The following is a 13,288-nucleotide window of genomic DNA, read 5'->3' as shown; positions in this document are numbered from 1 at the left end:
GAAAAGGTTCACCGCTGCGGGTACCGTCCGGCAAGAAGGACTTTTCCGGCACCGGCAGGAGGAGGACAGCCGTGAGCTACCCGCCACCGTCGGGCCCCCCGGGGGACGAGCCGCCGCCGTCACCCTACGAGCCACCCCGGGACCAGTCGCCGTACGCGCCACCGCCGGCCGGCCAGTCGCCGTACCCGCCGCCGCCGGACCAGTCGTCGTTCGGGTCGCCGGAACGCTCGCCGTACGGGCCCCCCGCCGACGAGCCGTCGCCGTACGAGCAGCAGAAGCCGCACCAGCCGGCGCACTGGGGGCAGCAGCCGCCGTACCCGCCGCAGGGCCCCTACGGCCAGTACGGCCCGCCGCCGTCCGGCCCGGGTCGGGGCACCAACGTGCTGGCGATCCTGTCGCTGGTGTTCGCCTTCGTGTTCCCCCCGGCGGGCGCCGTGCTCGGCCACGTGGCCAAGCGACAGATCCGCACCAGCGGCGAGGACGGCGACCAGCTCGCCACCTGGGGGCTGATCCTCGGCTACGCCTTCACCGCGCTGACCCTGCTGGCCTGCTGCGGCTGGCTGGCGCTGGTCATTTTCAGCAACACGGGCGACAGCGGCGGCTACTGACCCGCCCGGCCGTCAGCGGAAGCGCGCCTCCCGGACGCTGTTGCCGCCGTCCACCACAAGCATCTGGCCGGTGATGTACGAGGCCGCCGGCGAGCAGAGGAAGCTGATGGCCGCGGCTACCTCGTCCGGGGTGCCCGGTCGACCGACCGGTGTGCCCAGGCCCTGCTTGATCTCGGCCATCGTGGACGCCGCCGTGTAGATGGTGCCGGGCGCCACCGCGTTCACGGTCACCCCGTCGGCGATCATCTCCATGGCCAGCGCACGGGTCAGCCCGACGACGCCGGCCTTCGCGGCGGCGTACGCGGCCTCGGTGGGCAGGGCGTTGACCGGCCCGGCGGTGGCCGCCAGGTTGACGATCCGCCCCCAGCCCCGCTCGGCCATCCCGCCGATGAACGCGCGACTGCACAGGAACGCGGTGGACAGGTTGCGGTCGATCTCGCCGCGCCACTCGTCGTAGGTCAGCTGCGCGACGGGACGCAGCACCCCCTGGCTGGCCCGGCTGGCCAGACCGGCGTTGTTGACCAGCACCTCGACGTCACCCAACTGCTCGGCGACCGCGTCCGCCAGCGCGCCGACCTCGGACTCGTCGGTCAGGTCCGCGACGAACCCGGTCGCCCCCAGCTCACCGGCCCGCTCGTGGATGCGCCGGGTGGTGCTGACGATGGCCACCCGCGCCCCCAGGTCGGCCAGCCGCCGGGCGGTGGCGTAGCCGATGCCGTCCGGGCTGCCGGCCCCGGTCACCAGGGCGACCCGACCGTCGAGCCGCATGGTCACCGGGTCCGTGAGTGCGACCGGTTCGTCGGGGCCGGGTGCGCCGGCCGGCGTGGCCGCCCGACCGCGGCGGCCCGCACCCGGACGGCTCACGTCCCGTCGCGGTCGGCTGCCGGAACGGTCCGCGGCGCGCGCGTCTATTGCCATGCCAGGGATCCTGCCCGTTACGACCGGCCCGAGCAACGCGGCACCCGGGAGCGGGGCCATCGGGTTTAGGCACCCCTGGCTACTCTGACGGCGCACCCGAGCCGACGGAGAGTTCGCATGACCAATCCCCCACCCCCCGGCGGTTGGACCGACCCCACCTGGTCGGCTCAACCGTCGAGCGCGCCGCCGGACCCGACCCTGGTGGCCGGCCAGCCGATACCGACCCAACCCGGCCCCGCAAACCCGTACGCGCCGGTCGACCCGTACGCGGGTGGGCAGCTGCCGCCGGGCGCGTACGCGCCGCCCGGCTACCCGCCGCACCCCGGTTACGGGTACCCGCCACCGCCGAAGACCAACGGGCTGGCCATCGCGGCGCTCGTGCTGGCCCTGGCCGGCCTGACCACCTGCGGCATCACCGCGCCGATCGGGGCGATCCTCGGCCATGTGGCGCAGAAGCAGATCCGGGTCAGCGGCGAGGGCGGCGAGGGAATGGCGAAGGCCGGCATCATCGTCGGCTGGATCGTCACCGCGCTGATGGTGCTGGCGATCGCGTTCTACGTCGTCGCGATCGTCTTCGCGGTCACGACGGGCGCCGGCAGCGACAGCAGCTACTGACTCGGTCGTCGGGTCCGCGTACCGCCGGCTGGTAGGCCGGATCGGCAGCCGGCGGCGACCGACCCGGCCCGAGGCGTCACTGCGCCGGTGGGGTGAACGACGAGGTACGGCTCATCCCGGCGGCGCGGCCCTTGGCGGCGATGACCAGCGCCATCTTGCGGGACGCTTCGTCGATCATTTCGTCGCCGAGCATGACCGCACCGAGCTTGCCGCCGGCCTCCGAGGTGTAGTGCTCGTACGCGTCGAGGATCAGCTCGGCGTGGTCGTAGTCGGCCTGGGCCGGCTGGTAGATCTCGTTGGCGGCGTCGATCTGGCCCGGGTGCAGCACCCACTTGCCGTCGAAGCCCAGCGCCGCCGAGCGCTTGGCCACCTCGCGGAACGCGTCGACGTCGCGGATCTGCAGGAAGGGGCCGTCGATGGCCTGCTTGTCGTGCATCCGCGCGGCCATCAGAATCCGCATGAGGATGTAGTGATACGGGTCGCCCGGGTAGTCCGGGATCAGGCCGCCGACCACCAGCGACCTCATGTTGATCGACGCCATGAAGTCGGCCGGGCCGAAGATGATGGTCTCCACGCGCGGCGAGGCGGCCGCGATGGCGTCCACGTTGACCAAACCCGCCGCGTTCTCGATCTGCGCCTCGATGCCGATCCGGCCTACCTCAAGGCCGATCGTCTTCTCGATCTGGGTGAGCGTCAGGTCCAGCCACTGCACCTGGGCGGCGTTCTGCACCTTTGGCAGCATGATGCAGTCCAGGTTCGCGCCGGCGCCCTCTACCACCTCGATGACGTCCCGGTAGGTCCACGGGGTCGTCAGGTCGTTGACCCGGACCACCCGGGTCTTGCCGGCCCAGTCACCGTCGTTGAGGGCGGCCACGATGTTCTTGCGCGCATCCGGCTTGGCCAGCGGCGCCACGGCGTCCTCCAGATCGAGGAAGACCTGGTCGGCGGGGAGACCCTGCGCCTTGCCGAGCATCTTGACGCTGGAACCCGGCACGGCGAGGCAGGACCGGCGGGGACGACCGACTGCGGCCATGAATGCGCTCCTCTTCCAGCGATCGGCGAGCACGCCGACGCCACCTGACTCCGAAGAAAACTTAACGATCCCAAAGGGCGTGGTGACGTCACGGTAACCTCGCGCCATGACCGGGGTGAATGGACCTGTGGAAGATCTCACTGGGCGTCGGCTGGTGGTGGTGACCGGGGCAAGCTCCGGCATCGGGTTGGCCGCCGCGGTGAGCTTCGCGTGCCGCGGAGACCAGGTGGTGCTGGTCGGACGGGATCCGGCCCGCCTGCAGGCCGCGGCGGAACGGGTACGGGAGACCTCGGGCGAGCGTCCCGAGCTGTTCCGGGCCGACTTCGCGGTGCTCGACGACGTACGCGGGCTCGCCGAGCGGCTGCGCGACGCGTACGACCGGATCGACGTGCTGGCCAACAACGCCGGGGCCATCGCGCTCCAACCGCTCACCACCGTCGACGGCTTCGAGCTGTCGATCCAGGCCAACCACCTGGCCCCCTTCCTGCTGACCAACCTGCTCGCCGACCGGGTGGGCCGGATAGTGGTGACCGCCTCGGGCGCGCACCGCTACGGCGGGCTCGACCCCGCCGACCTCAACAAGCCGCTGCGCCGTTACCGGTCGATGGCCGCGTACGGCACCAGCAAGCAGGCCAACATTCTGTTCGCCGCCGAGGCGGCCCGCCGCTGGCCGCACATCCCCACGCACAGCTTCCACCCCGGCGTGGTGCGTACGCGGTTCGCCAACGACAGCCGGATGGTCGCGTTCGGTATGCGGTTCCTGCCGTTCCGCAGCCCCGAGAAGGGCGCCGAAACGCTGGTCTGGCTGGCCAACCAGGATCCGGCCCGGCTCATCAACGGGGCGTACTACTACAACCGCCGGCCACGCCGGCCGTACCGCAAGGCAGCCGACCCGCAGCTCGCGGCCCGGCTCTGGGAAGCCAGCGCCACGGCCGTCGGCATCGACCGATAGCGTGGCGTCATGCTGACCCTTGTCGCAGTCGTCGAGTATCCGGCCGGGGCCGAGGCCGCCGGGCAGCGCTACGAGGACACCGTGCTGGCGCTGCTCGACCGGCACGGTGGCCGGCTGGAACGACGGCTGCGCGGCACGGACGGGCGGGCCGAGGTGCACGTGATCACCTTCGACGGGCGGGCCGGCTACGAGTCGTTCCTGGTCGACCCGGAGCGGGCGGCCCTGCGCACCGCCCTCGGCGAGGCCGCCCCGACCACCCGCGTCATCGAGGTGCACGAGGGCTAGGCCGGCGACGGCGGCCGCGCCACCGCCGCAGCCACCCCAGCACGGGCAGCGCCACCAGGACCACCAGCACGAACCCCGCCGCGAGCGCCCAGAACGGCAGCGGCCCGTAGTCGGGGCGACCGGATTCGCGTACCGCCCCGTCGATCGCCAGGTCGGCGGCGACCGACAGCTCAGTGATGCCCTCCGGGGTGCGGAAGAGCACCTCCGGCGCGAGCGCGCCCCGGCGCAGCGCCACGAGTTCCACCGCCTCCGTTCCGGGCTCGTGATACGGCTCCCAGGCCACGTCGTGGTCGTCCGGGCGGTCCACCGCCGCCGGCCCCGGCACCCCGACCAACGCGACCGCCTCCTCGGCCGAGCGCCAGCCGAGCAGTTGCACGAACGTGCGGGAAGGCAGCGGGGGGAACGCGGCACCGGCCACGGGCGAACCGTCGACGGTGGATCGCAACGCCAGCGTCCAGGTGCGCCGGAAGGACGGCACCGGGCAGTCGTCGCAGGTGGACCGATCCAGGACCGCCACCGATCCGCCGTCCGGCGACCAGGACCCGGCCCCGGCGAGCCGGCCGCCGGCGAGCGGCAGCTTCCGGTACGGCTCGGCGACCCGATCGGCGCCCGCGTCGGCCACCCGAGTGAGCCAGACCTCGTCGCGGACCTGGAGGGCCAACTCCCCGCCGTCGGGCGAGAGCGCGGCCGTGCGTCCGGGCGGAATCCAGGCCGTCCCGACCCGCACCCGCAGCACATCCGCGCCGAGTTTGCGGTCGTAGACACCGACGTACGGGGTGCCGTAGCTGTTGGGCGGGGTGAACGTCGTGTCGTCCTCGGCGTAGACGAGACGCTCCCCGTTCGGCGCGAACGCGAGCGGGTAGCCGCCCGTGCGATCCGGGGTGAGCTTCCCGGTCCGCAGGTCGAGCAGTGTCGCACCGATCGAGGCGTACCGGCCGTCCGGGGACAGCATCGCCTCGAAGCCCGCGACGGCCGAACCGGCGTCCAGCACCCGGTAGCGGTCGGCGTCCGCGGCGAGCACACCCATCCGGGTCTCGAACCAATCGGTGCGCACGGCTGGACCGCCGAAGAGCATCGCCGCCGAGCCAGGTGCCGAGGCCCGCACCGAGGCGGTTCGCAGCGGCGGGTCGACGAGTCTGGTGGGCAGGCCAGGGGCGTCGTGCCTCGGGCCGGCGGGGATCGGCAGGGCGACCGGGTGCAGCGCGTACCCGGTGCCCAGGAGCAGGACCAGGACGGCGAGCGCTCCCGCGACGGCGGCCCGGCGACGGCGGTGCCGGGTCCGCGCCGCGTCGAAGAACCCCGCCGGTACGCGCGCGGGCGGCACGTCGTCGGCGAGGCGCCGCAGCGCTTCGGAGAGCCGGGCGGTCACCGTGCCACCTCCTGCGGGTCACGGCCGACAAGTTCGGCCAGTTCGGGGGCGAGTACGCGGAGTCGGCCGAGGGCGTGGCGGGTCTGGCTCCTCACGGTGCCGACCCGGCAGCCGAGCAGTTCAGCCGTCTCCGACTCGGTGCGGTCCTCGTAGTAGCGCAACACGAGGACCGCGCGCTGCCGCACGGTCAGCCGAGCCAACGCCGCCGACAGCACCAGCCGTAGATCGGCGTCGTCACCCGGACCGGATCGTTCCGGCAACGCCCCGCCCAGCCGCTCCGCCGGACGGGCCCGCCGCCAGCGCCACCAACTGGCGGCCTGGGTGCAGAGCACCCGGCGCAGATAGGCGGGAGGATCCTCGATCCGCTCCCAGCGCACCGCGACGCGAGCCAGCGCCACCTGGACCAGGTCCTCCGCATGGTGCCGGTCACCGGTCAGCAGGTATGCGAACCGGGTCAGCCCGGCGGTCTCGGCCCGGACGAAGTCGGCGAAGCCGTCCCGGGCGCGGTCTTCAGTCGTCAACGGATCGCCCTCCTCACCCGGACAGACGCCGGGCGACCCCGCCGCGGAGGGAACCCGTGTCCATGTTCCTCACGTCGTCGCGGCACGGTGTCGGGGATCAGTTGGCCAGCGGTGTCGGGTCGGCCGGCAGCGCGGTGGGTTCGCTGCGCCGGCCGCCGAGCACCACCACCGCGACCCCGACCAGCAGCAGCGCCATCCCGAGCAGCGCGTACGGGCGGGGCAGTTGACCCAGCCAGGCCCATCCGAGCAGGGCCGCGCCGGGCGCCTCCAGCAGGATCAGCACGCTCACCGTGGTCGCCGGGATCTTCTGCAGGGCGTAGTTGAACATCGAGTGCCCGAGCAGTTGGGCGCCGGCCACCAGGGCCAGGATGGCCAACCACGTACGCCCGTCGAACCCGGTCAGCCGGACGCCGCCGACCAGGCAGATGGCCAGCAGGATCAGCGCGCAGATCCCGTAGCAGATGGTGGTGTAGGTGGTGGTGCTGATGCTGGTCCGCGCGCGCTCGCCGAAGGCGGTGTAGACGGCGGCGAACAGGGCGCCGACCAACGCCAACACGTCGCCGAGGACGGCCCGGCCGGAGACGCCCACGTCCACCCCGGTGGCGACCGCCGCGCCGCCGACCGCCACCGCGATGCCGATCCAGACCACCCGGGGCAGCGGACGCCCCTGGGCGCGGGCGATCAGCCCCTGCCAGACCGGCTGGGTGGCGACCAGGGCGGTGGACGTGGCGACCGAGGTGAGCCGGGCGCTCGGCACCCAGGTCGCGAAGTGCCCGGCCAACGCGACCCCGGACAGTACGCAGAACAGCCCCTCCCGCCGGCCCGCGCCCACGGTCAGCCTGCGGAACTCGGCGCGCCGCCGGGCCAGCGAGAAGGGGCTCAGCACGGCCACCGCGAGCAGGTTGCGCCAGAACGCGATGGCCAACGCGGGAGCGGCGGCGTACGCGATCAGCGGCGCGGACGACGACACGGCGACCACGGCCAGCCCGACCGCGCCGGTGGTCAGCGGATCCAGGGTCGGCCGATGTGAAGGTGGGGGCACGGGACGTAATCCTCACACGTATGACGGTCAGCACCGGGGGTCATCACTCCGTTACGATCACGCGGTTCCGCGCCGGCGAACCTCGACCGCCCGGAGGCGTTCCCCCATGTCCAGCTACCAGGCGGTGCTGTTCGACTTCTTCGGCACGCTGACCCGTTCGGTACAGCGCGGTGCCGCACACCTCGGCACCGCGGAGCTGCTCGGCTGCCCCACCGAGACACTGACCGAGGTGCTGAATCGCACCTACTACGAGCGGGCCAGCGGCCGGCTCGGCAACGCGGAGGCGACCCTGCGGTGGGTGTGCGCCCAGGCCGGCGTACACCCGAGTGACCGTGCGCTGCGGGCGGCGGTGGCGTCCCGGCACCGGGCGATCCGCGCGGACACCCGGCTGCGGGCCGACGCGGTGCCCGTGCTGGCGGCGCTGCGCCAGCGCGGCCTGCGCACCGGCGTGGTCAGCGACTGTACGCACGAACTGCCGGCCTTCCTGCCGCAGCTCGCGATCGCGCCCCTGCTCGACGTGCGGGTCTTCTCCGTGCAGGTCGGACGCTGCAAGCCGGACGCGGCGCTCTACCTGACCGCGTGCCGTCGGCTCGGGCTCGCGCCGGACGAGTGCCTGTACGTCGGCGACGGCGGCAGCCAGGAGCTGACCGGCGCCGAACGGGCCGGGATGACCGCCGTCCGGCTGGCCGCGCCCGACCTGGCCGAGCACATGGTGTTCAACGCGGACCGGGACTGGCGCGGCCGCACGCTCGGCGCCCTGCGCGAGGTGCTCGACCTCGCGGGCACCGCAGTGGGGGTCGCTGCCGTCGGGGTGGGTGGTCCGACGGGCTGACCGGCCGGGCGGCGGTCAGCGGCGGCGGACCCGGTGCAGGCGGAACGGCTTGCGGGTGGCGCGGACCGCCGGAGTCTCCCGAGGCTGCTCGGCCTGCGCGTCGGACGGCAGGCCCGCGCCGGTCAGCGGCTCGCCGGCCGGGACGAGTCGGTTCACCGCGCAACCCTCGGCGGCCCAGCGGGCCACCAGATCGGCGGTCGGGCCGGGCGCGTTCAGGCGCTTGGCCGCCACCAGCGGCGCGGTGGTGTCCCACGCGTCGGTGCCCGGTGCCAGCCGGGTCACCCGGGCCGGCCAGGTGACGATCCGTCCTCCGTGGTCGCCGCGCAGGGTGACCTGCGCCTCGGTCGCGTCGGCCAGCCCCGGCGCGGCCTGCTCGCCCGGCCCGCTCACCACGAAGAGCGCGCCCTCCAGCGGCGCGCACCAGAGCGCGAGCGCCGGGCCACCGGACACGCTGACCCAGGCCACCGCGGCCTTCTTCATCGCCTCGTCGACCAGCGGCGTGCCACCGGAGGCATCCTCGTCCGTCACACCCGCATTCTCCCGCATCGGCACCGTCACTCAGCCCACGAACGGCGGCACGGCGATCTCGCCCCGGGCCACCGCCATCACCTGACCGGCGACGGTCGCGCCGACGGCCACACCGTTCGCCGCGGTCACCGTGCAGGCCAGCGCGGATGGGCGGTTCATCTCGATGCCCTGGCGCACCGCGTAGTGCGCCAGACCCTCGCCCGGTAGCAGGCCGGTCGCCACCAGCCAGACTCCGAGCCCGAGCGCCGCCGAGCCGGTCGCCGGGTCCTCCGGAACGCCGAGCCCCGGCACGAAGACCCGGGCGTGCGCGGTTTGCGTACCGGCATCCCAGGAGAAGACGCTGACGTGCGCCACCCCGTACCGTTCCGCTGCCGCCGGGTTCACCCGCGCCCTGGCCACCGCGTCCGGACGGACCGGCAGGTAGGGAAACTCCAGCCCGCAACCGGCCACCCGAGGGGCGGGCCCGGCATGGTCATGGTCGTCCGCGACCAGCCCGGCGATCTCCAGCAACGGCTCCGGGTCCAGCTCGGGGCCGAGGGTGGGGCTGCCTCCGGTGAGCGTCGCCCCGGTCGCGGTCACCTCGATCGGCAGCACACCCGCGCCGCACTCCTGGGTGACCTGCCCCACACCGAACATTCCGCGCCGACTCGCGGTGACCGCCGCGCCGACACTCGGGTGCCCGGCGAACGGCAACTCTTCGGCCGGCGTGAAGATGCGGGCCCGGTAGGTGGCCCCCACCTGGGTCGGTGGCAGCACGAACACCGTCTCGGAGAGGTTGAACTCCAGCGCGAGCGCCTGCATCTGCTCGGTGGCCAACGCCTCCGCGCCGAACACCACGGCCAGCGGGTTGCCGGCGAACGGGCGGTCGGTGAAGACGTCCACGATCTCGTAGGCCAAGGTCGACATGTTGATAAACACTAGGCGCTTAGGCTGGTGCCCGTGAGCACGCCGACCCGGGTCTACATCGCCCGCCTCGCCGGAGTCGCCGTCTTCGATCCGAACGGCGACCAGGTGGGGCGGGTCCGTGACGCCGTGGCACGGCTGCGGGCGACCAAGCGGCCCCCCGAGGTGGTGGGTCTGGTCGCCGAGATGCCGATGCGCCGACGGATCTTCCTGTCCATCAACCGCATCACCTCGATCGACGCGGACGCGGTGGTCCTCGGCTCCGGCACCCTCAACCTGCGGCGCTTCGAGAAGCGCCCGAACGAGCTGCTGGTGCTCCAGGAGTTGCTGGACCGGCGCGTACAGCTCGAACCGGGCGGCCAGCCCGGCTCGGTGGTGGACGTCGCGATGGAGTGCACGCGCGGCGGCGAATGGTCGCTCAGCCGGGTCGCGGTCCGCGAGCAGACCGGCCGGCTCACCCGCCGCGGCCACCTGCACCAGGTCGAGTGGGACCGGGTGCGCGGGCTCAGCGGCATCGCCGACAACCGGGGTACGGCGAACCTGCTCGCCGTCCTGGAGGACATGCGCCCGGCCGACCTGGCCAACGCGCTACAGGACCTGCCCGACGCGCGGCGCAACGAGGTCGCGGCGGCGTTGAACGACGAGCGGTTGGCCGACGTGCTCAGCGAGCTGCCGGAGCACGACCAGGTGGAGATCCTCGCCGCGCTGGACCGGGAACGGGCCGCGGACGTGCTGGAGGAGATGGACCCGGACGACGCGGCGGACCTGCTCAACGAGCTGCCCCCACCGGAGCAGGACGTGCTGCTGGACCTGATGGAGCCGGACGAGGCCGACCCGGTACGGCAGCTGCTCAAGTACACCCCGGGCACGGCGGGCAGCGTGATGACCTCGGAGCCGGTCATCCTGCCGCCGGACGCCACAGTCGCCGAGGCGCTGGCGCGGATCCGGGAGCCGCAGCTCTCCCCCGCCGTCGCCGCCCAGGTCTTCGTGACCCGGGCCCCGCAGAACACCCCGACCGGCCGCTACCTGGGCATGGTGCACTTCCAGGCGTTGCTGCGTGAACCGCCGGCCGACCTGCTGGGCAAGGTGGTGGTCAACGACATCGATCCGCTGCGTCCCACCACCCCACTGCCGGAGATCACCCGCCGGATGGCCACCTACGACCTGGTCGCCATGCCGGTGATCGACCGCAGCAACCGGCTGGTCGGCGCCGTGACGGTCGACGACGTACTGGACCACTCGCTGCCCCGGGACTGGCGCGACCGGGACGCCCTGGCCGCCCCGGGCACCTCCGACGCGGTGCTGGACGGCGACGGTGGCTGAGCAGCGGCGCACGGAGCGGCTCGACCAGCCCCGCGAGCCCCGGGGCATCAAACTCCCCCGGTTCGACGCGGAGGCGTTCGGTCGCTGGTCGGAGGGCATCGCCCGGGGCATGGGCACCGCGAACTTCATCGTCGTCATGACGGTGGTGATCGCGATCTGGTTCGGCTGGAACACCCTCGCCCCGGCCGAGCTGCGCTTCGACCCGTACACCTTCACGTTTCTCACGCTGGTGTTGTCGTTGCAGGCCAGCTACGCCGCGCCGCTGATCCTGCTGGCGCAGAACCGGCAGGCCGACCGGGACCGGTTGGCGCTGGAGGAGGACCGGCGGCGGGCCACCGCCCAGAAGGCGGACACCGAGTACCTGGCACGGGAGATCGCCGCGCTGCGGATCGCCCTCGGCGAGGTGGCCACCCGCGACTTCCTCCGTTCCGAGCTGACCCGGCTGGCCGAGGAGCTGGACGAGGCGGGGCAGCGCCGGCAACGCCTGGAGCGCCGGCAGCAGGAGAAGGACAGCCAGCAGGAGCGGCGCGCGCAGCGGGCGACCGACGGCCTGGGTCTGGACGAGCCGCGCGACGACCTGGACGGGGACTTCGCCCGCGACGCCCGGCCCGACCGCTGATCAGCGGTTCGGGTTCGCTCATCGTTTGGCTCACACCACTGTCGGCCAGCGGTCGGATCGGATGCCCCGCGACGTAGCATTGCGGGCATGTCAGCACCCGTGAGCACGGTCGAGGACGCGATCCAGGCCGCCCTGGCCACCGTCAACGACCCGGAGATCCGCCGGCCCATCACCGAGCTGGGCATGGTCCGCTCCGCCACGATCGGCGCCGACGGCGTCGTACGCGTCGAGCTGCTGCTCACCGTCGCCGGCTGCCCGCTCAAGGACAAGCTGCGCACGGACATCACCGCTGCCGTCGCGGCGGTGCCCAGCGTGACCGGCGTGGAGATCGACTTCGGTGTGATGAGCCCCGAGCAGCGGCAGTCGCTGCAGTCGCAGCTGCGCGGCGGTGGCGCCAGCGAGGAGCCGGTGATCCCGTTCGCCCAGCCCGGCTCGCGCACCCGGGTGTACGCGGTGGCCAGCGGCAAGGGTGGTGTCGGCAAGTCCAGCGTGACGGTCAACCTGGCGGCGGCGCTCGCCGCCCGTGGGCTCTCCGTGGGCGTGGTCGACGCGGACATCTACGGCCACTCGGTGCCCCGGATGCTCGGCGCGGACGGCCGACCGACCCGCGTCGAAGACATGATCATGCCGCCGCAGTCGCACGGCGTGAAGGTCATCTCGATCGGCATGTTCACCTCCGGCAACGCGGCCGTGGTGTGGCGCGGCCCGATGCTGCACCGGGCGTTGCAGCAGTTCCTGGCCGACGTCTACTGGGGCGACCTGGACGTGCTCCTGCTCGACCTGCCCCCGGGCACCGGCGACGTGGCCATCTCGCTGGCCCAGTTGCTGCCCAACTCGGAGATCCTGATCGTGACCACCCCGCAGACCGCCGCCGCCGAGGTGGCGGAACGAGCGGGTGCGATCGCCCTGCAGACCCACCAGCGGGTGGTCGGCGTCATCGAGAACATGTCCTGGCTGGAGCTGCCGGACGGCTCCCGGATGGAGATCTTCGGCACCGGCGGTGGCACGGCTGTCGCCGAGTCGCTGAGCCGGACCATCGGCGCCCAGGTGCCGCTGCTCGGTCAGATCCCGCTGGACACCCGGGTCCGCGAGGCCGGCGACGCTGGCACCCCGATCGTGCTGGCCGAGCCGGAGTCCCCGGCCGCGCAGGCGCTCGGCACGATCGCCGACCGGCTCGCGCTGCGCCGCGAGTCGCTGCTCGGCAAGCCGCTCGGCCTCAAGCCGGCCGGACGCTGACCCCCCGATCGACGACGCCCCGCCGGCCCACTCGGGCCTGCGGGGCGCTTTCGTCTCGGTGCCGTACCGGTCAGGTGGCGTCGTCGTAGCTGGCCCGCGGAGCCGGTGCCGGCGAGGCGCCGGTGGCCGTGCCGGACCGGGAACCGTTCGACCGCGGGTCCGCGGCGTTGGCCACGTCCTTCAGCTCGTCGTGCACGCCGCTGACGTCCGCGCGCAGGTTGTCGTAGACGCCCTGCATGGGCTTGCGGATCGCCGCCTCGTCCTCCTCGCTGAGGAGGTGCTTGCGGATGAAGGCCTTCGGGTGCAGATCCTCGAGCTGGATGTCGGTGCCCAGCTCGCGACTGAGGTCGCCGGTGGCGTTGCGGGCCATGTTGCGCAGATTGCGCACCATCCGCAGGCCGTCGTTGATCACGGCAGGCAGCCGGTCACCAAAGATCAACAGCGCCAGGAGCAGCAGCGCCCCGACTTCCCACATGTTCAGGTTCTCGAACATCCCGCGGGCCT

General features: G+C 73.1%; 16 protein-coding genes. 8 read left to right on the top strand and 8 right to left on the bottom strand.

What is annotated here, in order from left to right:
• Positions 1-71: 71 nt before the first annotated feature.
• The gene (locus ABZT87_RS00275) at positions 72-608 is read left to right on the top strand and encodes a DUF4190 domain-containing protein (RefSeq protein WP_355066730.1); all 537 of its coding nucleotides are present in this window, start codon (positions 72-74) and stop codon (positions 606-608) included.
• 12 nt (positions 609-620) lie between these two features.
• Here the strand turns inward: ABZT87_RS00275 and ABZT87_RS00270 are convergent, their stop codons facing one another.
• The gene (locus tag ABZT87_RS00270) at positions 621-1,526 is read right to left on the bottom strand and encodes an SDR family NAD(P)-dependent oxidoreductase (RefSeq protein WP_354855924.1); all 906 of its coding nucleotides are present in this window, start codon (positions 1,524-1,526) and stop codon (positions 621-623) included.
• A gap of 117 nt (positions 1,527-1,643) precedes the next feature.
• On the opposite strand from ABZT87_RS00270, the gene ABZT87_RS00265 reads away from it, so the two are divergent.
• Positions 1,644-2,141, top strand: coding sequence for a DUF4190 domain-containing protein (locus ABZT87_RS00265; protein ID WP_354855925.1), 498 nt, complete (start codon positions 1,644-1,646; stop codon positions 2,139-2,141).
• 76 nt (positions 2,142-2,217) lie between these two features.
• On the opposite strand, the gene ABZT87_RS00260 is transcribed toward ABZT87_RS00265, so the two are convergent.
• Entirely contained in the window at positions 2,218-3,174 is a 957-nt protein-coding gene (locus ABZT87_RS00260; protein ID WP_354855926.1) for a CoA ester lyase, read from the bottom strand.
• A 127-nt stretch (positions 3,175-3,301) separates the two neighbouring features.
• Here ABZT87_RS00260 and ABZT87_RS00255 point away from each other — a divergent pair, with 127 nt between their 5' ends.
• On the top strand, positions 3,302-4,126 hold the full coding sequence (locus ABZT87_RS00255) for an SDR family NAD(P)-dependent oxidoreductase (RefSeq protein WP_355132654.1): 825 nt from the start codon (positions 3,302-3,304) through the stop codon (positions 4,124-4,126).
• Between the two features lie 9 nt (positions 4,127-4,135).
• A complete protein-coding gene (locus ABZT87_RS00250; RefSeq protein WP_354855927.1) occupies positions 4,136-4,411 on the top strand; it encodes a hypothetical protein in 276 nt (91 codons plus the stop codon).
• Here the strand turns inward: ABZT87_RS00250 and ABZT87_RS00245 are convergent.
• The 3 genes from ABZT87_RS00245 to ABZT87_RS00235 form a co-directional block, all read right to left on the bottom strand.
• Positions 4,389-5,780, bottom strand: a complete 1,392-nt coding sequence (locus ABZT87_RS00245) for a hypothetical protein (protein WP_355132652.1) — start codon at positions 5,778-5,780, stop codon at positions 4,389-4,391. The two genes, ABZT87_RS00250 and ABZT87_RS00245, sit on opposite strands and share 23 nt — an antisense overlap.
• The gene (locus ABZT87_RS00240; protein WP_355132650.1) at positions 5,777-6,301 is read right to left on the bottom strand and encodes a SigE family RNA polymerase sigma factor; all 525 of its coding nucleotides are present in this window, start codon (positions 6,299-6,301) and stop codon (positions 5,777-5,779) included. Before ABZT87_RS00240 ends, ABZT87_RS00245 begins: the two co-directional genes overlap by 4 nt.
• A 97-nt stretch (positions 6,302-6,398) precedes the next feature.
• Entirely contained in the window at positions 6,399-7,343 is a 945-nt protein-coding gene (locus ABZT87_RS00235; protein WP_355132648.1) for a DMT family transporter, read from the bottom strand.
• Positions 7,344-7,449: 106 nt separating this feature from the next.
• On the opposite strand from ABZT87_RS00235, the gene ABZT87_RS00230 reads away from it, so the two are divergent.
• Positions 7,450-8,175, top strand: coding sequence for an HAD-IA family hydrolase (locus ABZT87_RS00230; protein ID WP_355132646.1), 726 nt, complete (start codon positions 7,450-7,452; stop codon positions 8,173-8,175).
• A gap of 15 nt (positions 8,176-8,190) precedes the next feature.
• Here ABZT87_RS00230 and ABZT87_RS00225 read toward each other — a convergent pair whose 3' ends face one another.
• Positions 8,191-8,721, bottom strand: coding sequence for a hypothetical protein (locus ABZT87_RS00225; protein WP_355132644.1), 531 nt, complete (start codon positions 8,719-8,721; stop codon positions 8,191-8,193).
• 12 nt (positions 8,722-8,733) lie between these two features.
• A complete protein-coding gene (locus ABZT87_RS00220; protein WP_355132642.1) occupies positions 8,734-9,609 on the bottom strand; it encodes a PhzF family phenazine biosynthesis protein in 876 nt (291 codons plus the stop codon).
• A 33-nt stretch (positions 9,610-9,642) separates the two neighbouring features.
• On the opposite strand from ABZT87_RS00220, the gene ABZT87_RS00215 reads away from it, so the two are divergent.
• The 3 genes from ABZT87_RS00215 to ABZT87_RS00205 all read left to right on the top strand — a co-directional run bounded on the left by ABZT87_RS00215 (position 9,643) and on the right by ABZT87_RS00205 (position 12,784).
• Positions 9,643-10,929, top strand: a complete 1,287-nt coding sequence (locus ABZT87_RS00215; RefSeq protein ID WP_355132641.1) for a CBS domain-containing protein — start codon at positions 9,643-9,645, stop codon at positions 10,927-10,929.
• Positions 10,922-11,548, top strand: coding sequence for a DUF1003 domain-containing protein (locus ABZT87_RS00210; RefSeq protein WP_234584336.1), 627 nt, complete (start codon positions 10,922-10,924; stop codon positions 11,546-11,548). The genes ABZT87_RS00215 and ABZT87_RS00210 overlap by 8 nt, the downstream gene beginning before the upstream one ends.
• Positions 11,549-11,635: 87 nt before the next feature.
• Entirely contained in the window at positions 11,636-12,784 is a 1,149-nt protein-coding gene (locus ABZT87_RS00205) for an Mrp/NBP35 family ATP-binding protein (RefSeq protein WP_355132640.1), read from the top strand.
• A gap of 70 nt (positions 12,785-12,854) precedes the next feature.
• Here the strand turns inward: ABZT87_RS00205 and ABZT87_RS00200 are convergent, their stop codons facing one another.
• Positions 12,855-13,277 carry a preprotein translocase subunit TatB gene (locus tag ABZT87_RS00200; RefSeq protein WP_354855954.1) on the bottom strand — a complete coding sequence of 141 codons (423 nt, stop codon included), beginning with the start codon at positions 13,275-13,277 and terminating at the stop codon, positions 12,855-12,857.
• Positions 13,278-13,288 lie beyond the last annotated feature (11 nt).

The organism is Micromonospora sp. NPDC005237 (assembly GCF_040607775.1).
In the GTDB taxonomy this organism is placed as follows: Bacteria; Actinomycetota; Actinomycetes; order Mycobacteriales; family Micromonosporaceae; genus Micromonospora.
This window is presented reverse-complemented; position numbering and strand designations above follow the sequence as displayed.

What these genes read in the sequence shown, in the direction of transcription:
- ABZT87_RS00270 (WP_354855924.1), bottom strand. Translation starts at nt 1,526, where the DNA reads ATGGCAATAGACGCGCGCGCCGCGGACCGTTCCGGCAGCCGACCGCGA.
- ABZT87_RS00265 (WP_354855925.1), top strand. Translation starts at nt 1,644, where the DNA reads ATGACCAATCCCCCACCCCCCGGCGGTTGGACCGACCCCACCTGGTCG.
- ABZT87_RS00260 (WP_354855926.1), bottom strand. Translation starts at nt 3,174, where the DNA reads ATGGCCGCAGTCGGTCGTCCCCGCCGGTCCTGCCTCGCCGTGCCGGGT.
- ABZT87_RS00250 (WP_354855927.1), top strand. Translation starts at nt 4,136, where the DNA reads ATGCTGACCCTTGTCGCAGTCGTCGAGTATCCGGCCGGGGCCGAGGCC.
- ABZT87_RS00230 (WP_355132646.1), top strand. Translation starts at nt 7,450, where the DNA reads ATGTCCAGCTACCAGGCGGTGCTGTTCGACTTCTTCGGCACGCTGACC.
- ABZT87_RS00225 (WP_355132644.1), bottom strand. Translation starts at nt 8,721, where the DNA reads ATGCGGGAGAATGCGGGTGTGACGGACGAGGATGCCTCCGGTGGCACG.
- ABZT87_RS00220 (WP_355132642.1), bottom strand. Translation starts at nt 9,609, where the DNA reads ATGTCGACCTTGGCCTACGAGATCGTGGACGTCTTCACCGACCGCCCG.
- ABZT87_RS00205 (WP_355132640.1), top strand. Translation starts at nt 11,636, where the DNA reads ATGTCAGCACCCGTGAGCACGGTCGAGGACGCGATCCAGGCCGCCCTG.
- ABZT87_RS00200 (WP_354855954.1), bottom strand. Translation starts at nt 13,277, where the DNA reads ATGTTCGAGAACCTGAACATGTGGGAAGTCGGGGCGCTGCTGCTCCTG.